This is a genomic window from Pseudomonas sp. NY5710 (assembly GCF_013305665.1).
Taxonomy (GTDB): Bacteria; Pseudomonadota; Gammaproteobacteria; order Pseudomonadales; family Pseudomonadaceae; genus Aquipseudomonas; species Aquipseudomonas juntendi.
Genome location: NZ_CP045554.1, coordinates 4976697 through 4999327, shown reverse-complemented (window position 1 = coordinate 4999327; position 22631 = coordinate 4976697). Strand labels below are relative to the sequence as shown.

Below are 22631 nucleotides of genomic sequence, written 5' to 3'. Positions count from 1 at the left end.
GAAAAGTGGCTCAGGGTGGCGCTGCGAACGCCGCCGGTCAAGGGGCGGCGCAGATGGAACGGCCACCCGGAGTGTGCTAAAAATGCAGCTGCAAGCCTTTAGCTACAAGCCTCAAGAGAAAAGCGGTCACGCGCCGATTGGCTTTTTCTTGTAACTTGCTGCTTGCAACTTGCAGCTAAATTCCCATTGGTAGGCGTCTATGGAACAACCCCTGAAGGTGATGGTGATCGACGATTCGCGCACGATCCGCCGCACCGCGCAGATGTTGCTCGGTGAAGCGGGCTGCGAGGTCATCACCGCCAGCGATGGCTTCGATGCCCTGGCCAAGATCGTCGACCACCAGCCTGGCATCATCTTCGTTGATGTGCTGATGCCGCGCCTGGACGGCTACCAGACCTGCGCAATCATCAAGCACAACAGCGCATTCAAGGACACCCCGGTGATTTTGCTGTCGTCGCGCGACGGCCTGTTCGACAAGGCCCGCGGCCGGGTGGTCGGCTCCGATCAGTTCCTGACCAAACCGTTCAGCAAGGAAGAACTGCTCGACGCAATCCGCTCCCATGTGCCCGGCTTTGCCGCACCTCAACAACACGCACCCTGACCGCGCCCCGCCATGGCACGGTCCTACTTTCCTGATGGGGAACCAGCATGGCCCGAGTTCTGATTGTCGACGACTCGCCGACAGAGATGTACCGCTTGACCGAATGGCTGGAAAAGCACGGCTACCAGGTGCTCAAGGCCAGCAACGGTGCCGACGGCGTGGCCCTGGCCCGGCAGGACAAGCCCGATGCCGTGCTGATGGACATCGTCATGCCCGGCATGAACGGCTTCCAGGCCACCCGCCAGCTCAGCAAGGACCCGGAAACCAGCGCCATCCCGGTGATCGTGGTGACCACCAAGGACCAGGAAACCGACCGTATCTGGGCCACGCGCCAGGGCGCCCGCGACTTCCTCACCAAACCGGTGGAAGAAGACGCGCTGATCGCCAAACTCAAAGAAGTGCTGGGGGCTTGACCACCCGCCCGCAGGGTGCGTCGCTGACCGCCTTCGAGCTGTTGCTGGACATTGACCGGCGCTGCCGTTTGCTGGTCGCCGACCAGCCGCCGCAGGACAATCGCCTGCAGGAATGGAGCGGCATCGGCTTTCGCATTGCCGGGCAGTGGTTCGTCGCGCCCATGGGCGAAGTGGCCGAGGTGCTGCGCGAACCGCGCAGCAGCCGCGTCCCCGGTGTGCAGCCGTGGGTCTGCGGGGTAGCCAACCTGCGTGGCCGGCTGTTGCCGGTAATGGACCTGAGCAGCTTCTTTGGCCTGGGCCACGTCGCCCCGGGCAAGCAGCGCCGGGTGCTGGTGCTGGACCATGAAGACCTGTTCGTCGGCCTGCTGGTAGACGAGGTGCTCGGCCTGCAGCACTTTGCCCTCGACAGCCTGCAGCTGTCGCCGCCGCAGCCATTGATCCGCGCGGCTGCCCGCTTTGTGCAGGGGCACTTCCCGCGTGAACGCAATTGGGCGATCTTCAGCCCCTTCGCCCTGGCCCAGGCGCCGGGTTTTCTCGATGTGGCGTTATAGGACCTGCGAACGTGAACACACCCGCCGCCCCCGTCACGGCCACCACCGTGACCCCACGTACCCGCAGCATCGCGCAGATCACCGTGCTGTTCCTGATCCTGATCCTGTCGATCATCCTGCTGTTCGCCAATTTCGCCTACCTGAACACCCAGTCCAATTACGACAAGCAGTACATCGGCCATGCCGGCGAGTTGCGCGTGCTGTCACAACGCATCGCCAAGAACGCCACCGAAGCGGCTGCAGGCAAGGCGTTGGCGTTCAAGTTGCTGTCGGATGCGCGCAACGATTTCGAGCGGCGCTGGGGCTACCTACGCCAAGGTGACAAGGCCACCGGCTTGCCGCCGGCGCCGCCCACCGTGCGTGATGAAATGGAAGCGGTGCGGCGTGACTGGGAAAACCTGCGCAAGAACACCGATACCATCCTGGCCAGTGAACAGACGGTGCTGTCGCTGCACCAGGTGGCGGCGACCCTGGCCGAAACCGTGCCGCAACTGCAGGTGGAGTACGAAAAGGTCGTCGAGATCCTGCTGCAGAGCGGCGCCCCGGCCAACCAGGTGGCGGTGGCCCAGCGCCAGTTGTTGCTGGCCGAGCGGATCCTCGGCTCGGTCAACACGGTGCTGGCCGGTGATGACGCGGCAGCCCAGGCGGCCGATGCTTTCGGGCGTGATGCCGGGCGCTTCGGCCAGGTGCTCGAAGGGATGCTCAACGGCGATGCGGGCATCCAGGTGACCCGTGTTGCAGATGCCGACGCCCGTGCCCGGTTGGCCGAAATTGCCGAGCTGTTCCAGTTCGTTGCCGGTTCGGTGGACGAAATTCTTGAAACCTCCCCAGAGCTGTTCCGGGTGCGCGAGGCGGCGGGCAATATCTTCAGCCTGTCGCAAACCTTGCTCGACGAGGCCTCGCACCTGGCCAACGGTTTTGAAAACCTGGCCGGCGGGCGCACCCTCGATACCGTGGGTGGCTACGCCCTGGGCCTGCTGGCCCTGGCTTCGATCATCCTCATCGGCCTGGTGATGGTGCGTACCACCAACCGCCAGCTGCGTGAGACGGCAGAAAAAAACGAACGCAACCAACAGGCAATCATGCGCCTGCTCGATGAAATCGAAGAGCTGGCCGATGGCGACCTGACGGTGACGGTTTCGGTCACCGAAGACTTCACCGGCGCCATTGCCGACTCAATCAACTATTCGGTCGACCAGCTGCGTGACCTGGTCGCTACCATCAACCACAGTGCGGTGCAGGTTGCCGCCGCTGTGCAGGATACGCAGAACACCGCGCGGCAGCTGGCCAAGGCCTCCGAGCAGCAGGCCGAGCAGATCAGCGAGGCGTCCGAGGCGGTGGGCGACATGGTCGAGTCGATCGACCGGGTTTCCGCACATGCCTATGAATCTGCCAAAGTTGCCGAGCGGTCGGTGGCCATCGCCAACAAGGGCAACGAGGTGGTGCACAACACCATCAACGGCATGGACAACATTCGCGAGCAGATCCAGGACACCGCCAAGCGCATCAAGCGGCTGGGCGAGTCGTCCCAGGAAATCGGCGATATCGTCAGCCTGATCGACGATATCGCCGACCAGACCAATATCCTTGCCCTGAATGCGGCGATCCAGGCCTCGCTGGCGGGCGAAGCCGGGCGCGGCTTTGCCGTGGTCGCCGACGAAGTGCAGCGCCTGGCCGAGCGCTCGTCGTCGGCCACCCGCCAGATCGAGGCGTTGGTGCGCACCATCCAGGCCGACACCAACGAAGCCGTCATATCCATGGAGCAAACCACCGCCGAGGTGGTGCGCGGTGCCCGCCTGGCCCAGGATGCCGGGGTGGCGCTGGCCGAGATCGAAGGGGTGTCGCAGAACCTTGCCGACCTTATCCACAGCATTTCCGACGCCGCTCAGTTGCAGACCTCTTCGGCTGGGCAGATTTCCCACACCATGGCGGTGATCCAGCAGATCACTGCGCAGACTTCCGCCGGTTCTGGTGCGACCGCCGACAGTATTCGCCACCTGGCGCGCATGGCCAGCGAGATGCGCCGTTCGGTGTCTGGCTTCACCTTGCCACCACCTGCCGAGCCCAAGTGAACCGGCCTTGCGATGAGCCGTACTGATATGCCGCGCTGAGGAGTGCCCATGGCTGTAGCAACACTAAGCCCCGAGCGCCACGATACCGTAGCGCTGGCCTGGACCAAGGCCGCCATCCTCGATTGCCTGGGCCAGGCCCGCCAGGCGCTGGAGCGCTTTGCCGGCGAGCCGGGCGAGCTGTCGAGGCTGGCCTTCGTGGTCGACAACCTGCACCAGGTGCATGGTTGCCTTCGCATGCTCGAATTGCGCGGCGCAACACGCCTGGCCGAAGAGCTGGAGCTGTTCGCCAAGGCCTTGGCCGATGGCCAGGTCAGCCCGCGCGGGGATTGCCTGGGCGCATTGTTCCGCGGCCTTGAGCAATTACCGGCGTACCTTGAGCGCTTGCGTGGCGCGCGCCATGACCTGCCATTGGTCATGCTGCCGTTGCTCAACCAATTGCGCGCCTGCCGGGGTGTCGAGCCGCTGGCCCAGGCCAGCCTGATCAGCGGCACGGCGCACCGCTTCGCCGGTGCCGATGACCTGGCCAACCTCGATCTGTCGCTGGGCAATTGGCGTGATCAGCTGCAGGCCGGGCCGGGCAAGGATGCCTTGCGCTCGGTAGTGACCGCGCTGTGCGACGACCTGATGCGCATCAAGGAGCGGCTCGACCAGTTCGTGCGGGGCGACCGCCTGCACCGTGAACAGCTTGACGCTTTGCTGGCGCCCCTGCGGCATGTCGCCGATACCCTCGCCGTGCTGGGCTTTCAGCAGCCACGGCGGGTGATCATCGACCAGGTGCTGGCCTTGCAGGCGCTGGCCGAGGGTGCGCGCGCCGTGGACGATGCGGTGCTGATGGATGTGGCAGGTGCGCTGCTGTACGTGGAGGCTACCCTCAACGGCATGGTCGGCCCGTTGGAAGAAAACGGCCAGGGCGGCCTGGCTGGCTCGGACCTGGCCGAGATTCGCCAGTTGGTGCTGAATGAGTCGCTGAATGTGCTGCAGCAGGCCAAGGACCTGATTGGCGATTGCCTGGAGTCCGGCTGGCCGCCGCAGCGCCTGCAACCCCTGCCGGGGTTGTTGCAGCAGGTTCGCGGGGCACTGGCCATGTTGATGCTGCCCGCGGTGGCCGAGCTGTTTGGGGGGTGTGCCGATTATGTGCAGGGTTGGCTGCAACACCTGGAAGTGGAGCCGCCGGCCGATGAGCTGGCTCACCTGGCGCAGGCCCTGAGCGCGGCCGAGTGTTATCTGCAATGGCGCGTAGCCGATCCGCTGGCCGATGGCCAGCCCTTCATCGACATCGCACGGGCCAGCTTGGCTGCGCTTGGGGTGCAGTGTACGCAACCCACCGCCACTGAGGGCGCCGACTACAGCAGCGATGGCATCGATGATGAGCTGCGCGAAGTGTTCCTCGAAGAGGCCGGTGAGCTGCTACCAGAAATCGAGCGCCACTGGCTGCGCTGGCGTGCCGATAACCAGCAGACGGCAGCGTTGGGCGATGTTCGGCGCGCCTTGCACACGCTAAAAGGCAGTGGGCGCATGGTCCATGCCGAAGCTGTGGCTGAACTGGCCTGGGGCGCCGAACACTTGCTGAACCGGGTAATCGAAGGCCGCAGTGCGCTCAGCGCCCAGGGCGTGGTGGCGCTGCAGCAGGCCTTCGTGCAGTTGCCAGACCTGCTGGCCGACTTTGCCGCAGGCCAGTTACCGCAGCTGAGCGACATCGAACAACTGGCTGGGCATCTGCATGGCCTGGCTGAAAACGACCCACCCGCGGTCGCCGACCTCGATGGCCTCGACCCGCAGTTGCTGGACATCTTCCGCAGCGAAGCGCAAGGCCACCTGGCCAGTCTCGACGCCTTCCTGCAGGGTGCAGGCGGCCATGACACGCCGGTCAGCGATGACCTGCAACGTGCCTTGCACACGCTCAAGGGCAGCGCCGCCATGGCCGGGGTGATGCCGCTTGCCGAACTGGCCACGGCCTTCGACCGCCTGGTACGCGAATACAAAGGCCACCAGTTACCGCTGCAGATGGCTGAAGTCGAGTGGCTTGAGGCTGCCCGCGCGTTGTTCCAGCTGGGCCTGGCACAACTGGACAGCACCCCACTGGCCGCCATTGCCGGGGCCCCGGAACTGATCGAGCGGGTTGGCCAGGCAGTGGACGAGCGGCTGGCCAGCCTGCATGCCGACCCTCGGCAGCAGCGGCGCGGCAGGCATGACCCGCAGTGGGTGGCCAATTTCCTCGCGCAAGCGACGGATACCCTGCTCAACGCCGAGTCATTGCTGTCGCGCTGGCAGCAGCAGCCCGGCCAACGCGATGCGCTGGACACCCTGCTGGATGAAATGACCACGCTGGGCCATGCCGCGCACCTGGCCGACCTTCGCCCAATGGATGACTTGTGCGAGGCCCTGCTCGACCTCTATGGTGCCGTGGAAGAGGGCAGCCTGGCTGCCGATGCAGGTTTCTTCGCCCTTGCCCAGGGCGCCCATGAAGCCCTGATGGACATGCTCGATGAAGTGGCGGCCGGCCAGGATGTAGCGCCGCGCCCGGAACTGGTCGAGCGCCTGCGTGCGCTGCTGGACCAGGCGCTGGCCCCGGATGCCACCGGCCTGGTGGGTATCGACGCGGTCACCCCGCTGCACCCGGACATGGACCTGACCGACGCCTTGGGCCTGGGCTTGCCACGCCCGTCAATGCCGCCGGAAGTGGCCGAGCCCCAGGTCGAGGAGGCCGAAAGCCCTGGCGAGGAGTTGTTGGAGGTATTCCTCGAAGAAAGCTCGGACATCGTCGAAAGCGCCGCTGCAGCCCTGGCCCGCTGGCAAGCCGACCCGCGCAGCAGCGTCGAGGTGGACAACCTGATGCGCGACCTGCACACCCTCAAGGGCGTGGCGCGCATGGTCGAAATCACCCCGATCGGCGACCTTGCCCATGAGCTTGAATTTCTCTACGAACTGCTGGCCGCCGGCCGCCTGCCACCCAGCGCGCCGTTGTTCGCCTTGCTGCAGAACTGCCACGATCGCCTGGCCCATATGCTCGACGCCGTGCGCCTGGGGCAGCCGCTGCACGCGGCCACGGCGCTGATCGACTACATACGCAATTTCAGCAGCGCGGCACTGACCGACAGTGCCGCAGGCCAGGGGCCGCAAGATGCCAGCGCTGCCGAAGTGCCGGCAGCGGCACCCGAGCGCGCCGCCGGCGACATGGTCAAGGTCGATGCCGAACTGCTCGACGACCTGGGTAACCTGGCAGGTGAGCATTCGATCATCCGTGGGCGCATCGAGCAGCAGGTCAACGATGCGCAGTTTGCCCTCAACGAAATGGAAACCACCCTGGAGCGCATGCGCGACCAGTTGCTGCGCCTGGATATCGAGACCCAGGGGCGGATCTCCAGCCGCCAGCCGTTCGAGGGCGATGCCTACGACGATTTCGACCCGCTGGAGCTTGACCGCCATTCGCAGTTGCAGCAGCTGTCGCGGGCACTGTTCGAGTCTGCCTCGGACCTGCTCGACCTGAAAGAAACCCTGGCCCAGCGCGCCCAGGAGGCGCACAGCCTGCTGCAGCAACAGGCGCGGGTGAACAGCCAGTTGCAGGAGGGCCTGACCGCCACCCTGATGGTGCCTTTCGAACGCCTGGTACCGCGTTTGCAGCGGGTGGTGCGACAGGTGGCCAGCGAGCTGGGCAAGCAGGTCGAGCTGGTGGTCGGCAACGCTGAGGGCGAACTGGACCGCAGCGTGCTCGAACGCATGGTGGCGCCGCTGGAGCACATGCTGCGCAACGCCGTGGACCATGGCTTGGAAAGCCGCGAAATGCGCTTGGCAGCGGGCAAGCCGGAGCTGGGTACCATCCACCTGAACTTGCTGCACGAAGGCGCCGATATCGTCATCGAAATGACCGACGATGGTGCCGGCGTGCCACTTGAGGCTGTACGGCGCAAGGCGATCAAACGCGGCTTGCTGGACCCGCAGGCGCACTTGAGCGACCACGAGATCCTGCAGTTCATCCTGCGCCCTGGCTTTTCCACCGCCGAGAAGATTACCCAGATCTCCGGGCGCGGCCTGGGTATGGACGTGGTGCACGAGGAGGTCAAGCAGCTGGGCGGTTCGATGAGCATCGAGTCGGCCCAGGGCAAAGGCGCGCGGTTCCTGATCCGCCTGCCGTTCACGGTGTCGATCAACCGCGCCTTGATGGTGCACCTGGGCGAGGAACAGTACGCCATCCCGCTCAATACCATCGAGGGCATCGTCCGCGTGCCGCCGGCCGAGCTAGCCGCGTGCTACCAGCTGGACACGCCACGCTATGTGTATGCCGGCCACGAATACGAGTTGCGCTACCTGGGCGAGTTGCTGCAAGGCATGCCGCGCCCGAGCTTGCTGGGGCAAAGTGTGCCGCTGCCGGTGCTGCTGGTGCATTCCAAGGAGCAGTCGTTCGCGATCCAGGCCGATGCCTTGTCACCCAGCCGGGAGATCGTGGTGAAAAGCCTGGGGCCGCAATTTGCCGCCGTTGCCGGGCTTTGCGGGGCAACATTGCTGGGCGATGGGCGGGTCGTGTTGATCCTCGACTTGCTGGGCCAGCTGCGTGGCCAGCAGCGCAGGCTGGCGCGCTTGCCCGGGGGCGGCAACCCGCGCCAGTTGCCCGGCCCGGTACCGCGCCGCGCCTTGCTGGTGATGGTGGTGGACGACTCGGTTACGGTGCGCAAGGTCACCAGCCGCCTGCTGGAACGCCACGGCATGAGCGTGCTCACGGCCAAGGACGGTGTCGATGCCATGGCATTGCTGCAGGAGCACCGCCCCGATGTGCTGCTGCTGGACATCGAGATGCCGCGCATGGACGGCTTCGAAGTCGCTACGCGTATCCGCCGTGATGAGCGGCTCAAAGACCTGCCGATCATCATGATCACCTCGCGTACCGGGCAGAAGCACCGCGACCGGGCCATGGCGATTGGCGTGAACGAATACCTGGGCAAGCCATACCAGGAGTCGTTGCTGTTGCAAAGTATTGCCCAGTGGAGCCAGACCCATGCTTGAACTGATTGCCGGCCAGCGCAGCAGCCTGACCGGGTTGTTGCTGCCCTTGGGTGACCGGACCCTGGTGCTGCCGAACGTGGCGGTGGCCGAGTTGAGCGGGCAACGCAACCTGTTGTGCCAGCGCGGCGACCCGCCCTGGCACCTGGGCTGGATCGACTGGCGCCAGCAGCGCCTGCCGCTGATCGGTTTCGAGGCTGCCTGCGGTGGCGAAACGCCGTGCGGGGAGCGGGCGCGGGTGGTGGTGCTCAATGCCTTGGGCGATACCGGCCTGCGCTACCTGGCATTGCTGCTGCAGGACATTCCGCGTTCTTGCAAGCTCGACAGCCAGCTCAACTATGTGGACGTGGCGCTGGGGCGGCTGGAGTTGGCCGCGGTGCAGGTGGGCGAGCAAGTGGCGCGGGTGCCGGACCTGGTTGCGCTGGAAAGGCTGGTGCGTGACGCGCAATTGCAATAGCAGCGCTTGAAGTTTCAAACTTGAGGTTGCGAGCTTGAGGGCGGTGTTCGTTTCACCGCGATCGGCTTGCAACTTGCCGCTTGAAACTAGCCGCTCCTAGAGAGGTCTGTGTTTGCATGTATTACGGTGAACGCTTCAATGCCTGGACGCACCTGGTCGGTGCCATCCTGGCCAGCATCGGTGCCATCTGGCTGATCGTGGTTGCGGGTATGCAAGGTGACCCGTGGAAGATCGTCAGTTTCTCCATCTACGGCAGCACCTTGCTGTTGCTGTACAGCATCTCCACCCTTTACCACAGCACGCGCGGCCGGGCGAAGGTGATCATGCGCAAGCTCGATCACTTGTCGATCTACCTGCTGATTGCCGGCAGCTATACGCCGTTTTGCCTGGTCAGCCTGCATGGCCCGTGGGGCTGGAGCCTGTTTGGCGTGGTCTGGGGGCTGGCAGCGATCGGCATGTTGCAGGAAATCAAGCCGCGTTCCGAAGCGCGGATCCTGTCGATCATCATCTACGCGGTGATGGGCTGGATCGTACTGGTGGCGGTCAACCCCTTGCTGCAGGCACTGGGCACCGCTGGCTTTGCCTGGCTTGCCGCCGGCGGAGTGTTCTATACCGTGGGCATCATCTTCTTCGCCCTCGACAGCCGCCTGCGCCACGCGCACGGTATCTGGCACCTGTTCGTGATCGCCGGCAGCCTTTTGCACTTCGTGGCGGTGTCGTTCTACGTGCGTTAGTTAAAAGTCGCCCCACAACTGCTGCGCCACCGACAGCGCCACTACCGGTGCGGTTTCGGTGCGCAGCACGCGCGGGCCAAGCCGTGCGGCCTGGAAGCCTGCGCGTTGCGCCTGTTCGACTTCAGCGTCGCCAAGGCCGCCTTCAGGGCCGATCAAGAAGGCCAGGGTGGCGGGCCTGGCATGGCTTGTGAGCGGCTCGGCCACCGGGTGCAGCACCAGCTTCAGCTCAGCCTGGGTGCTGCTCAGCCATTCGGCCAGGGTGGTGGGTGGGTTGATGGCCGGCAAGGTGGAGCGGCCGCATTGCTCGCAGGCGCTGATTGCCACCTGGCGCCAGTGCGCCAGGCGCTTGTCGGCGCGCTCGTCTTTGAGGCGCACTTCGCAGCGCTCGCTGATGATAGGCGTGATGGCGTTGGCGCCCAGTTCGGTGGCTTTCTGGATCGCCCAGTCCATCCGCTCGCCGCGGGACAGGCCTTGGCCAAGGTGGATGTGCAGGGGCGAATCGGCCTGGCCGGCGAAGGCCTGGTCGAGGCTGACGCGTACGGTTTTCTTGCCCACTTCGCGCAAATGGCCACGGTATTCCTGGCCGCTGCCATCAAACAGCTGCACGGCGTCGCCGGGGGCCATGCGCAAGACGCGGCCAATATAGTGGGCCTGGGCCTCGGGCAGGTCATGCTCGCCAAGGCTCAGGGGGGCATCGATGAAAAAGCGGGACAGTCTCATGTAGTGCTCGTTGGCAAAGGGAAACGCGCCCTGGGTAGGAGCGGCCTTGTGTGGCGAAAGGGCTGCACGATCAGCCCGGGTCGCGGAAGTCGGGGTGGAAGTTGGCCGGCACCGCCACGCTGATGCGCTCGCGGGTGGCAATGTCGATGCCTTCGCTGGCGACCTCGGCAAGAAAGTCGATCTGCTCGGGGGTGATCACGTACGGCGGCAGGAAATACACCACGCTGCCCAACGGGCGTAACAGCGCGCCGCGGCTCAAGGCGTGTTCGAACACCTTCAGGCCCCGCCGCTGTTGCCAGGGGTAGGCGACCTTACCCGCTTTGTCCTGGACCATCTCGATGGCCAGCGCCATGCCAGTCTGGCGGATTTCGGCCACGTGGGCGTGGTCGGCCAGGTGCGCGGTGGCGCTGGCCATGCGTGCGGCCAGGGCCTTGTTGGCCTCGATCACGTTGTCCTCGGCAAAGATGTCCAGGGTCGCCAGCGCCGCTGCGCAGGCCAGCGGGTTGCCGGTGTAGCTGTGCGAGTGCAGGAACGCCCGCAGGGTCGGGTAATCGTCATAGAAGGCCTGGTACACCTTGTCGGTCGTCAGGCAAGCAGCCAGCGGCAGGTAGCCCCCGGTAAGGGCCTTGGACAGGCACAGGAAGTCTGGGCGGATGCCGGCCTGCTCGCAGGCGAACATCGTGCCGGTTCGGCCGAAACCCACCGCGATTTCATCGTGAATCAGGTGCACGTCGTAGCGGTCGCAGGCCTCGCGCAACAGCTTGAGGTACACCGGGTGATACATGCGCATGCCGCCGGCGCCTTGGATCAGCGGCTCCACGATCACCGCCGAAATGGTCTCGTGGTGCTCGGCCAGGGTCTGTTCCATGCTGGCGAACATGTTGCGCGAATGCTCTTCCCAGCCCATGCCCTCGGGGCGCAGGTAGCAGTCCGGGCTCGGCACCTTGAGGGTATCGAGCAGCAGCGCCTGGTACGTCTCGGTGAACAGCGGCACATCGCCGACCGACATCGCGGCGATGGTTTCGCCGTGGTAGCTGTTGGTCAGGGTGACGAAGCGTTTCTTGCCTGGCTTGCCGACGTTCTGCCAGTAGTGGAAGCTCATCTTCAACGCGACTTCGATGCACGAAGAGCCGTTGTCAGCGTAGAACACCCGGTCAAGCCCGGCCGGGGTCATGGCCACCAGGCGCTCGGACAGCTCGATCACCGGCTGATGGCTGAAGCCGGCCAGGATCACATGTTCCAGCTGGTCGACCTGGTCCTTGATGCGCTGGTTGATGCGCGGGTTGGCATGGCCGAACACATTGACCCACCAGCTGCTCACCGCGTCCAGGTAACGCTTGCCTTCGAAGTCTTCGAGCCATACGCCTTCACCGCGCCTGATCGGGATCAGCGGCAGCTGCTCATGGTCTTTCATCTGGGTGCAGGGGTGCCACAGGACCTTGAGGTCACGTTGCATCCACTGATCATTGAGGCCCATCGGCACTTCTCCTGGCTTTGCGGCGTGGTTCGACCGCGTAAGCCTAAGCAATGCCGCAGGGTAGGACAACCGCCGGGCGGCGGTAGGTAAAAATGTCAGTTGCCAAGGGCACTTGATATCACTGCGCTGGCAGGGCCGGCACAGCTGACGTATTCTTAACGCATCTCGCTCGGGGCATTTCTGCCCCTCCTCGTTCCTGTAACTTCTGACTCGGAGTTCGCCGACATGGCTGCTGCTTGGGTGCGCCTGTGCGCGTTGGTATTGATTGGTGTGTCCAGCGGCGCTGCGCTGGCGAAGGACAAGACACCCACGGCGATCGTCGTCGGCGGTGGCCTGGCGGGCCTTACGGCTGCCTATGAGCTGCAGAACAAAGGCTGGCAGGTGACCCTGCTGGAGGCCAAGGCCAGCATGGGCGGGCGCTCTGGCCTGGCCACCAGCGAGTGGATCGGCAACGCCAAGGCGCAACCTGTGCTGAACCAGTACCTTGAGCGCTTCAAGCTCACAACCCTGCCAGCGCCAGAGTTCGTGCGCACCCCGGGTTACCTGATCGACGGTGAGTACTTCAGCGCAACCGACCTGGCCACCAAGCAGCCGGCCACCGCCGAGGCGCTCAAGCGTTACGAGAAAACCCTCGATGACCTGGCCCGCTCGATCGACGACCCGCTCAATCCACAGGCCACAAGCACGTTGTTTGCCCTTGACCAGATCAACGTCGCCAGCTGGCTGGACAAGCTGCAACTGCCGGCCACCGCCCGGCAACTGATCAACCAGCAAATCCGCACCCGTTACGACGAACCGTCGCGCCTGTCGCTGCTGTACTTCGCCCAGCAGAACCGTGTTTACCGCAACGTCAGTGACCGTGACCTGCGGGCCGCGCGCCTGCCTGGCGGCAGCCCGGTGCTGGCCCAGGCCTTCGTCAAGCAGTTGAAGACCATCAAGACCAGCTCGCCGGTCACCGCCATCGTTCAGGACAAGGACAGCGTCACCGTCAAGGTCGGCAGTGTCGGTTACCAGGCCGATTACCTGGTCATGGCCGTGCCATTGCGCGCCCTGGCCAAGATCCAGATCACCCCGGGGCTGGACAGCCAGCACCTGGCGGCGCTCAAGGGCACTAACTATGGCTGGCGTGACCAGCTGATGCTCAAGTTCAAAAAGCCGGTCTGGGAAAGCCGGGCGCGCATGTCGGGCGAGGTGTTCAGCAACGCCGGTCTCGGCATGCTGTGGATCGAGCCGGCGTTGAAGGGCGGGGCGAACGTGGTGATCAACCTGTCCGGGGACAACGCCCGCCTGCTGCAGGCCTTCGGCGACAAGCAGATGGTCGACCAGGTGTTGATCCGACTGCATGCCTTCTACCCGCAGGCACGCGGTGCGTTCACCGGTTACGAGGTGAAGCGGTATAGCGTCGATGCCGGTACCGGCGGTGCCTACCTGGCCTACGGGCCGGGGCAGATCAGCAAGTTCTGGCGCCTGTGGGAGCGCCCGGTGCAGCGCATCACCTTTGCCGGTGAGCACACCGATGCCTTGTACCCGGGCACCCTGGAAGGCGCCCTGCGCAGCGGCCAGCGTGCCGCCAGCCAGGCCCAGGACCTGCTGGCCGGCAAGTCGTTCGACCCGGCCAAGGCCGCGCCGGTGGCGGCAGCCGCCGCCGGTGCCGGGGCAGCCGCCGCGAGCAAGGGCGGGTTCTTCTCCAACCTGTTCGGTGGCTCGTCCGAGAAGGCGGGCAAGGCTGAGCAGGCACCTGCCAAGGCTGAGTCCAAGGCAAGCGATGAGGCCAAGCAAGACAAGCCAGGCTTCTTCAAGCGCCTGTTCGGTGGCGCTGACGCGCCAGAGGCCAAGACCCAGCCGGTAGCCAAGGCTGACGAAGCGGCGCCGGTCGTTGCCCCTGCGCCAGCGCCCCAGGCAGCACCAGCACCTGCACCGGCGGTGAAGGCGGCGCCAGCCAAGCCTGCTGCGGCCAAGGCCGCCCCTGTCAAGCACGCGCCAGTGCACAAGCCGGCGCACAAGTCAGCGACCAAGCCTGCCGAGCGCAAAAAGGCCAACGCCAAGTCGGAGCCGGCCAAGAAACCGGTCGCCAACCCGCAGGCCAAGGCGGGTTGATCGGTCGCAGTGCCGGCCTCTTGGTGGGTAATCCCGCTCCTGCAACGGACCCTATGGTCCTTGGCGGGAGAGGGCGCCCTGGTAAAGGCCGGCCCTGGCTACCCCATTCACAGCCGTTTGGCGTTAATGTTTCCTTAATGGGAAGCGTTCAGAATTTCTATCGGATATATCGATAATCCGAAGCAATTTTTTCCGCTTTTATTCGATACGTTACGCGTTAGTCTGTGCACAGCTTTCACGGGGAAACACGTCAACATGCAACTGCGCAATTCACCTTCCCGCTACGGCATGGTCAGCATCATCCTGCACTGGGGCGTGGCACTGGCAGTCTTCGGCCTGTTCGGCCTGGGCCTGTGGATGGTCGGCCTCGACTACTATAGCCCGTGGCGCAAAGCCGGCCCCGACCTGCACAAGAGCATCGGCCTGGTGCTGCTGGCGGTAATGCTGCTGCGTGTACTCTGGCGTTTCATCAGCCCGCCACCGCCGGCACCGGCCAACCATGGCAGCTTCACCCGCCTGGCGGCCAAACTGGGCCATCTGGCGCTGTATCTCGGGTTGTTTGCCGTGATGGGCGCCGGCTACCTGATTTCCACTGCCGACGGCGTTGGCATCCCGGTATTCGGCCTGTTCGACGTCCCGGCGTTGATCAGTGACCTGCCGGACCAGGCAGACGTGGCAGGGGTGATCCACCTGTGGCTGGCTTGGGGCCTGGTGATTTTTGCCGTGCTGCATGGCCTGGCTGCTCTCAAGCACCATTTCATCGACCGTGACGCGACCCTGACCCGCATGCTGGGCCGCAAAGCTTGACCCTCAACCTCAATTGCATAGGAAGGAACAGGATGTTGAAAAAGACTTTTGCCGCTCTGGCGCTGGGTACCGCTCTGCTCTCTGCTGGCCAGGCCATGGCTGCTGAGTACAAGATCGACAAGGAAGGCCAGCACGCGTTCGTTGACTGGAAAATCAGCCACCTGGGCTACAGCTTCATCCACGGTACGTTCAAGGACTTCGACGGCAACTTCACTTGGGACAGCGCCAAGCCTGAAGCCAGCAAGATCAGCGTCGACCTGAAAACCGCCAGCCTGTGGTCGAACCACGCCGAGCGTGACAAGCACATTGCCAGCGCTGACTTCCTGGACGTGAAAAAATACCCGGACGCCAAGTTCGTTTCCACCAGCGTGAAGTCGACTGGCGACAAGACCGCTGACGTGACTGGCGACCTGACCCTGCACGGCGTGACCAAGCCGGTCACCTTCAAGGCTACCTTCAACGGTGAAGGCAAAGACCCATGGGGCGGGGAGCGTGCAGGCTTCAACGCGACCACCACGCTGAACCTGAACGACTTCGGCATCAAGGGCCCAGGCCCAGCTTCGCAAACCCTGGACCTGGATATCAGTGTCGAAGGCGTGAAGCAGAAGTAAGCATTGCGTTGCCCATGAAAAACGCCGCCCGTCCGGTAATGCCAGTCAGTTAAGTAATTTGGGGCCGCTTTGCGACCCTTCGCGGGCACGCCCGCTCCCACAGGGGATCGCGCATTCTTGAGTTCAGCGCCTGTGGGAGCGGGCGTGCCCGCGAAGGGCTGCAAAGCAGCCCCAGTAACGCTTAACTGACAGGCATTAGCCCATCGGGCGGCGTTTTTTTTTGCTACCTGGGCGCTTAGCCCTTGCGGGTCAGCAGCGCCGGGCGCTCACCGCGGGGGCGGCTTGGCAGGTCATCCAGCTGCTCAGGCGTAGGGTAACGGTCGAGCTTGGATTCCTTGCGGATGATCACCGGCTGTTTTTCCGCCTGGCGCGGGTTGCGCACGGCTGGCTCCTGCCGGGCAGCATCGTCACGGGCCGGGCGACCACGGCCAGCGCCGCCATCACGACGGGCACCGCCACCGTTGTTGGCGCGCGGCGGGCGTTTTTCGCCGCTGCCACCGCCGCTGCGCTGCTGGCCGCCGCTACGGGCCTGGCCCTGACCACCGGTGTTGCTGCGCTGACCATTGCCTTGGCCCTGGCCCTGACCGCCACCCGGGCGACGATTGCGGCCCTGGTTCTTGCCCTGGTAGGGGCTGACGTAGTCAGCGCGGTTACCGAAGTTGTCGATCTCGTCGTCCAGGAACTCTTCCGGGTCACGGTCGGCCGGAACCTTCGGCACGCTAGGGCTGCTGCTGGCTTGTTGCTGCTGGCGCGGCTTCTTGTCACGCGGCTTACGCGGCTGCTGTTGCCTGTCGCCGCTCTTTTCCTTGTCGGCGGGCTTTTCAGCTGTTTGCTGCTTGGCCTTGCCTTTGTCCTTGCCCTTGTCCTTGCGGCCGCCATTGGCGTCTTTGCCACCTTCGCCGCGGGCCTGCTGGTTACGGCCACCGCGGCCGTTGTTCTGCGGGCGCTCGCGTACTTCAGGCTTTTCAGCTTCTACCTGGCTGGCGTCGAAACCCATCAGGTCGCCATCAGGAATGCGCTGGCGAGTGACGCGCTCGATGCTCTTGAGCAGTTTTTCTTCATCCGGGGCGACCATGGAAATGGCCTCGCCCGAACGGCCGGCGCGGCCAGTACGGCCGATACGGTGCACGTAGTCTTCCTCGACGTTCGGCAGCTCGAAGTTGACCACGTGCGGCAGTTGGTCGATGTCCAGGCCGCGGGCGGCGATGTCGGTGGCGACCAGTACCCGGACGCTGTTGGCCTTGAAGTCGGCCAGCGCCTTGGTACGAGCGTTCTGGCTCTTGTTGCCATGGATGGCGGCGGCGGTCAGGCCGTGCTTTTCCAGGTACTCGGCCAGGCGGTTGGCACCGTGCTTGGTCCGGGTGAACACCAGCACCTGTTCCCAGGCACCGAGGGTGATCAGGTGCGCCAGCAGGGCACGCTTGTGGCTGGCCGGCAGGCGATACACGCGTTGCTCGATACGCTCCACGGTGGTGTTCGGCGGGGTGACTTCGATGCGCTCCGGGTTGTGCAGGAGCTTGTCGGCGAGGTCGGTGATGTCTTTGGAGAAGGTGGCCGAGAACAGCAGGTTCTGACGCTTGGCCGGCAAGCGGGCAAGTACCTTCTTCACGTCGTGGATAAAGCCCATGTCGAGCATGCGGTCGGCTTCGTCCAGGACGAGGATTTCAACGTGGGCCAGGTCGACCTTGCCTTGGCCGGCCAGGTCGAGCAGGCGGCCAGGGCAGGCGACCAGTACGTCGACACCCTTGGCGATGGCCTGGATCTGAGGGTTCATGCCTACGCCCCCGAAGATGCAGGCGCTGACCAGGGGCAAGTCGCGGGCATAGACCTTGAAGCTGTCATGCACCTGGGCGGCCAGTTCGCGGGTTGGGGTCAGTACCAGCACGCGGGGTTGGCGCGGGCCATGGCGCTGCGACTTGTCGGGGTGGCCGGCCGGGAACAGGCGCTCGAGAATCGGCAGGGCAAAGCCGCCGGTCTTACCAGTACCAGTCTGGGCGGCAACCATCAGGTCGCGGCCTTGCAACACGGCGGGAATGGCCCGCTGTTGCACGGGGGTCGGCTGGGTATAGCCCGCAGCTTCGATAGCGCGGACAAGAGCCTCGGAGAGACCGAGGGAAGCAAAGGACATGGGCGATCCTGTTCTCGTTTGGGCTGGGCCCGTATGGGATGTTCTGCCTGGCGCGACGGGCATCGTCGGGATGCGATCGCGTCCGGTCCAGCTGGGCTTTCACTGCACATCCGGGAAACGGAGGGTGGACGCGAAGGTGCGCCAGTGCCGATCGGGATGCCTGTTGCGAGGCCGAGCGTCCGGGCGTGAGCCGGGCGGGAAGGCCCGAGTATAACAGAGCTATCGCGCTGTGCTGCTTTCCTGCTGCTCAACGGCGTTGAGAATGTTTTCGGTGTCGCCTGTGTAGCGGTTGCTGATCGCCGTATAGGCCGCTTCCTGCTTGAAACGCCGCAGTTCTTCGGCAAACGCCTCGGCCAGTGCCTCGCGGCCCGGCTTGCGCACCAGGGCCAGGTACTGGTGCTGGCGCCTGACCACCAGTGGCAGCGCCTCGACCTGCCGTTGCAGGCCCAGCTGCTGCGCCAGGTAATGGCCAGCCTTGCGGTCGGTGATCGCCAGGTCGACACGGCCCAGCATCAGCTTGCCGAAATTGGCTTCGTGGGTGGGCGCGGCTTCGCGCTTGAAGTAGGTGGCCCCGCTGAAGGCTGCGCCATAGGTGTAGCCGGGCGAGGTGCCGACGGTTAGCCCGGCCAGGTCTTCCAGCTGGTTGACCACGTGGCGGCGCACACTGGCCTGGAACAGGATGAACTCGACCTCCGACATGGGCTCTGGCGCGTAGACCAGGTAGGGCTGACGCGACTCGGTCTGGAAGATATCGACAATACCGTCGGCCAGGCCTTGTTCGACCATTGCCAGGCAACGCTTCCACGGCAGGAACTGCCATTCCACCTCGACCCCGAGGCGGGCGAACACCAGGTTGGTCACTTCGTAGTCGATGCCGCGTGGATGGCCGTCCTGCTGGTACACGTAGGGCGCCCAGTCGTCGGAGACCAGGCGCAAGCGTTCGCCCAGGGCCAACGGGCTCAGGCAAACGAGCAGCAGGATCCAGAACAGCCGGGCGATGTTGGGCATGCCGGGAGATTACGCGCTCGGCCGGTGCAAGGCCAGAGGGCAGGGCACCGGGCCATTCAAGCGTGGGAAGACCTGAGCAGGTGATGCTCGATGTCCTTGCGTCGTTCCCCCAGCGACAAGCGCAGCCCGGGGTGGCGCAAGCACTGGCGCAGGCGCTCGGGGTCGGTGGGGCCGTGGCGGGCATTGAGGTTTTCCAGGGCCTTGTCCCACCAGGCCGACGCGCAGGCGCGGTCGAACTCGTTGGCGTAGGGGTAGCAGCCGTACAGCAACTCACGGGCAAACTGACGTTCCTGGGGCGGAAGGGTCAGGCTCAATGCCTTGTAGCCCAGGCGGTGCAAGGCCGGTGGCCGGGGCAGCTGGTCGTTGACCAGGGCGACGTCGGCCAGCGCTGCCAGGCTGAGTGGATGTTGCCCATGTTTGGCCAGCCAGGCCTGGATCTTGGCGCGGAACTGCGCCTTGCGGCTCCAGTAATGGTGAATGACGTCGGAGCATGCCGCGAGCTGCAGGTGACCATGGGCCGCGACTGCCAGGCAGAATTCTTCCAGGGTGTAGGCCTCGCGGGCCAGCGGGTAGAGCGTGTCCATCAGGTCGATGGAGCGGTCCAGGGTGCCGGCGTCGGCGGCAGTGAGGCCGATCACCCCGGAGTTGACCAGGGGCATCTGGCAGTCGGCCAGGCCGCGGGACTGCAGAGGGCCCAGCAGGTTTTTATACAGCAGGCACTTCGGGTTTGCCCCATAGTGCGGGCCGATGGTGTTGCACAGCAGCTTGCCGGGCGCGACCCGGTCGAACAGTTGCAGTGGTGACTTGCGGAAAAAGGTATCGGTGTCGATCAGCACGGCCAGCGGGTGCTGGCGCAGTACCTTGCGCAACAGCACATGCTTGCTGCGAAAGTGGTAGCCGTGCGGGGCGTTCCAGGCTTGGCGCGTGGCCTCGTCCAGTACATGGGTGGTGACCGGTAGCCCGGCGTAGGGTTGCGGGTTGTCGGTGTAGACCTGGATGTCCATGAGGCTGCTGGCGCTACTGCCCAGCTGGGCAAGGGCGCTGACGATGCTGAAACAGGCTTCCTGATGATAGGTCGCGGGGCCAAAAGCCAGGTAGACGAGCTGTGGGCGAGATGGCTGAGGATGCTGCATGGCAGGCAAGACCTGTGTAACCCAAAAAAGAACAAGGCCTTAGTCTATGACCAAAGCCTTAATCATTTCTTAAGCAGACATTGCCAAAAAGTTTCAGCGCGGGAGCTTGAGGTTGTTCCACAGCGCCAGGCTCGCCTCGGCCTGGTTCAGGGTGTAGAAGTGCAGGCCCGGTGCGCCGCCTTGCAGCAGTTGTTCGCACATGCGGGTGATGACTTCTTCGCCGAAGGCCTGGATGCTTGCGGTGTCATCACCGTAGGCTTCCAGCTGCTTGCGGATCCAGCGCGGAATCTCGGCGCCACAGGCATCGGAGAAGCGTGCCAGTTTGCTGTAGTTGGTGATTGGCATGATGCCCGGCACCACCGGGATATCCACGCCCAGCTTCTGCGCGCGCTCGACAAAGTAGAAGTAGCTGTCGGCGTTGAAGAAGTACTGGGTGATGGCGCTGTCGGCCCCGGCCTTGACCTTGTGTACGAAGTTGCCCAGGTCGGCCTCGAAGTTGCGCGCCTGTGGGTGCATTTCGGGGTAGGCAGCCACTTCCAGGTGGAAGTGATCGCCGGTTTCCACGCGGATGAACTCGACCAGGTCGCTGGCGTAGCGCAGTTCGCCGCAGGCCATGCCCATGCCCGACGGCAGGTCGCCGCGCAAGGCCACGATGCGCTTGATGCCGGCGGCCTTGTACTCGGCCAGCAGGGCGCGCAGTTCAGCCTTGGTGTCGCCCACGCACGACAGGTGCGGGGCGGCCGGTACCTGTACTTCGCTTTCCAGCTGCAGCACGGTGTTCAGCGTACGGTCGCGGGTCGAACCACCGGCACCATAGGTGCAGGAAAAGAAGTCCGGGTTGCAGGCAGCCAGCTGGCGGGCTACACCCATCAGCTTTTCGTGACCGGCATCGGTCTTGGTCGGGAAGAACTCGAAACTGTAGCGGCGTTCTTGTGACATCAGGCGTTCCTCTGGCGGCAAGCGGCAAGCGGCGAGCTGCAAGCTGCAAGCTGCAAGCTTCAAGCTGCAAGTAAAAGCCAGATCGGTGATGGCCGGTCTGGCTGGTCATCGTTCAAGGTTTTAAAGGCTGGAGCTACAAGCAGCAACACGGTCTGCTTCTGCTTGCAACTTGCAACTTGCAACTTGCAACTCGCTGCTCGCTGCTCGCTGCTCCAAGCCTGCCGCTTAGTAGCGGTAAGCGTGCGGCTTGAACGGGCCTTCGACGGTCACGCCGATGTAGTCGGCTTGCTGTTTGGTCAGCTGGGTGACCACACCGCCGAAGCCGCGGACCATTTCCAGGGCCACTTCTTCGTCGAGCTTTTTCGGCAGCACTTCCACGGTCAGGCGCTCGGCCTTCTTCTCGGGCGACAGGTCGGCGAACTTCTGCTCGAACAGGAAGATCTGGGCCAGGACCTGGTTGGCGAACGAACCGTCCATGATGCGGCTTGGGTGGCCAGTGGCGTTGCCCAGGTTCACCAGGCGGCCTTCAGCCAGCAAGATCAGGTAGTCGTCGTTCTGCGGGTCGAAGCTGCCGGCACCGGTGCGGTGGATCTTGTGCACCTGCGGCTTGACCTCCTCCCAGGCCCAGTTCTTGCGCATGAAGGCCGTGTCGATCTCGTTGTCGAAGTGGCCGATGTTGCACACCACGGCACGCTTCTTCAGGGCCTTGAGCATGTTGGCGTCGCAGACATTGACGTTGCCGGTGGTGGTCACGATCAGGTCGATCTTGCCCAGCAGGGCTTTATCGATGCTGGCTTCGCTGCCGTCGTTGATACCGTCGATGAACGGCGATACCACCTCGAAGCCGTCCATGCAGGCCTGCATGGCGCAGATCGGGTCGACTTCGGTGACCTTGACGATCATGCCTTCCTGGCGCAGCGACTGCGCCGAACCCTTGCCCACGTCGCCGTAGCCGATCACCAGCGCCTGCTTGCCCGACAGCAGGTGGTCGGTACCACGCTTGATGGCGTCGTTCAGGCTGTGGCGGCAGCCATACTTGTTGTCGTTCTTGCTCTTGGTGACCGAGTCGTTGACGTTGATTGCCGGGACTTTCAGCTCGCCCTTGGCCAGCATGTCCAGCAGGCGGTGCACGCCAGTGGTGGTTTCTTCGGTCACGCCGTGCACGCGGTCCAGTACCTGCGGGTACTTCTTGTGCAGCAGCTCGGTCAGGTCGCCACCGTCGTCGAGGACCATGTTGGCGTCCCATGGCTGGCCATCCTTGAGGATGGTCTGCTCCAGGCACCACTCGTACTCTTCTTCGGTTTCACCTTTCCAGGCGAACACCGGGATACCGGCAGCGGCGATGGAGGCGGCGGCCTGGTCCTGGGTGGAGAAGATGTTGCAGGACGACCAGCGTACTTCGGCACCCAGGGCTACCAGGGTTTCGATCAGCACGGCGGTCTGGATGGTCATGTGGATACAGCCCAGGATCTTCGCGCCCTTGAGCGGTTGCTCGGCCTGGTACTTGCGACGCAGGCCCATCAGTGCAGGCATTTCCGATTCGGCGATGATGGTTTCGCGACGGCCCCAGGCGGCCAGGGAGATGTCGGCAACTTTGAAATCGGTAAAACCAGCAGGCATGTTTGCAGCGCTCATGAGAGCCTCCATTCGTAGTGTGCGAATGGGCGCCGTTGTGCGTTAAGCGCCCGCGAGAGCGAGCAACGCCCCATCCGAGCCTGACAGGCCTAGCCTGCTGCAGCGCCCCTCGGACAGGTGGCGGGCATGGCACCGCTGTGGGCAACCATGTGAAACGGCGCAGATTATAGCTGTGCCTGCCGGCTTGCCCAAGGTTTTCTGTCGATTAATCGCGACGATAGTCGATGTGCAATGGAGCGATCGCGGCCGCTCT

Annotated in this window: 17 protein-coding genes and 1 riboswitch; of the genes, 10 read left to right on the top strand and 7 right to left on the bottom strand. The window is 64.3% G+C overall.

All coding sequences use genetic code 11. The features are described from left to right. Nucleotides 1–199: 199 nt before the first annotated feature. From GEV39_RS23030 to trhA, 7 genes are all read left to right on the top strand, one after another. Nucleotides 200–601: a response regulator gene (locus GEV39_RS23030; RefSeq protein WP_173891342.1), complete on the top strand. Its 402-nt coding sequence runs from the start codon at nt 200–202 to the stop codon at nt 599–601. Between the two features lie 47 nt (nt 602–648). Next, nucleotides 649–1014: a twitching motility response regulator PilH gene (pilH, locus tag GEV39_RS23025; RefSeq protein WP_012274551.1), complete on the top strand. Its 366-nt coding sequence runs from the start codon at nt 649–651 to the stop codon at nt 1012–1014. Further along, nucleotides 1011–1565: a chemotaxis protein CheW gene (locus GEV39_RS23020; protein ID WP_173891341.1), complete on the top strand. Its 555-nt coding sequence runs from the start codon at nt 1011–1013 to the stop codon at nt 1563–1565. The genes pilH and GEV39_RS23020 overlap by 4 nt, the downstream gene beginning before the upstream one ends. 47 nt (nt 1566–1612) lie before the next feature. Continuing rightward, entirely contained in the window at nt 1613–3637 is a 2025-nt protein-coding gene (locus tag GEV39_RS23015) for a methyl-accepting chemotaxis protein (RefSeq protein WP_249414375.1), read from the top strand. 48 nt (nt 3638–3685) lie between these two features. Beyond that, nucleotides 3686–8635, top strand: coding sequence for a hybrid sensor histidine kinase/response regulator (locus GEV39_RS23010; protein ID WP_173891339.1), 4950 nt, complete (start codon nt 3686–3688; stop codon nt 8633–8635). Beyond that, nucleotides 8628–9089, top strand: a complete 462-nt coding sequence (locus GEV39_RS23005; protein WP_054904974.1) for a chemotaxis protein CheW — start codon at nt 8628–8630, stop codon at nt 9087–9089. The genes GEV39_RS23010 and GEV39_RS23005 overlap by 8 nt, the downstream gene beginning before the upstream one ends. Before the next feature lie 116 nt (nt 9090–9205). Beyond that, nucleotides 9206–9823 carry a PAQR family membrane homeostasis protein TrhA gene (gene trhA / locus GEV39_RS23000; protein WP_173891338.1) on the top strand — a complete coding sequence of 206 codons (618 nt, stop codon included), beginning with the start codon at nt 9206–9208 and terminating at the stop codon, nt 9821–9823. Here trhA and GEV39_RS22995 read toward each other — a convergent pair whose 3' ends face one another. Continuing rightward, the gene (locus tag GEV39_RS22995) at nt 9824–10543 is read right to left on the bottom strand and encodes a 16S rRNA (uracil(1498)-N(3))-methyltransferase (RefSeq protein ID WP_173891337.1); all 720 of its coding nucleotides are present in this window, start codon (nt 10541–10543) and stop codon (nt 9824–9826) included. A gap of 70 nt (nt 10544–10613) precedes the next feature. After that, nucleotides 10614–12020, bottom strand: coding sequence for an adenosylmethionine--8-amino-7-oxononanoate transaminase (locus GEV39_RS22990; RefSeq protein ID WP_173891336.1), 1407 nt, complete (start codon nt 12018–12020; stop codon nt 10614–10616). A gap of 225 nt (nt 12021–12245) precedes the next feature. On the opposite strand from GEV39_RS22990, the gene GEV39_RS22985 reads away from it, so the two are divergent. The 3 genes from GEV39_RS22985 (at nt 12246) to GEV39_RS22975 (ending at nt 15535) form a co-directional block, all read left to right on the top strand. After that, the gene (locus GEV39_RS22985) at nt 12246–14117 is read left to right on the top strand and encodes a flavin monoamine oxidase family protein (RefSeq protein WP_173891335.1); all 1872 of its coding nucleotides are present in this window, start codon (nt 12246–12248) and stop codon (nt 14115–14117) included. Nucleotides 14118–14372: 255 nt separating this feature from the next. Next, nucleotides 14373–14924: a cytochrome b gene (locus GEV39_RS22980; RefSeq protein ID WP_173891334.1), complete on the top strand. Its 552-nt coding sequence runs from the start codon at nt 14373–14375 to the stop codon at nt 14922–14924. A gap of 32 nt (nt 14925–14956) precedes the next feature. Further along, the gene (locus GEV39_RS22975; protein ID WP_173891333.1) at nt 14957–15535 is read left to right on the top strand and encodes a YceI family protein; all 579 of its coding nucleotides are present in this window, start codon (nt 14957–14959) and stop codon (nt 15533–15535) included. 235 nt (nt 15536–15770) lie between these two features. Here the strand turns inward: GEV39_RS22975 and rhlE2 are convergent, their stop codons facing one another. From rhlE2 to ahcY, 5 genes are all read right to left on the bottom strand, one after another. Beyond that, nucleotides 15771–17663, bottom strand: a complete 1893-nt coding sequence (rhlE2, locus tag GEV39_RS22970) for an RNA helicase RhlE2 (RefSeq protein WP_173891332.1) — start codon at nt 17661–17663, stop codon at nt 15771–15773. A gap of 219 nt (nt 17664–17882) precedes the next feature. Further along, a complete protein-coding gene (locus GEV39_RS22965) occupies nt 17883–18671 on the bottom strand; it encodes a substrate-binding periplasmic protein (RefSeq protein WP_173891331.1) in 789 nt (262 codons plus the stop codon). Nucleotides 18672–18727: 56 nt separating this feature from the next. Then, nucleotides 18728–19804: a hypothetical protein gene (locus GEV39_RS22960; protein WP_173891330.1), complete on the bottom strand. Its 1077-nt coding sequence runs from the start codon at nt 19802–19804 to the stop codon at nt 18728–18730. A gap of 93 nt (nt 19805–19897) precedes the next feature. Beyond that, entirely contained in the window at nt 19898–20743 is an 846-nt protein-coding gene (gene metF, locus GEV39_RS22955; RefSeq protein ID WP_173891329.1) for a methylenetetrahydrofolate reductase [NAD(P)H], read from the bottom strand. Nucleotides 20744–20968: 225 nt separating this feature from the next. Further along, on the bottom strand, nt 20969–22378 hold the full coding sequence (gene ahcY, locus GEV39_RS22950; RefSeq protein ID WP_173891328.1) for an adenosylhomocysteinase: 1410 nt from the start codon (nt 22376–22378) through the stop codon (nt 20969–20971). A gap of 20 nt (nt 22379–22398) precedes the next feature. Beyond that, a riboswitch (S-adenosyl-L-homocysteine riboswitch) is annotated at nt 22399–22495 on the bottom strand. Nucleotides 22496–22631 lie beyond the last annotated feature (136 nt).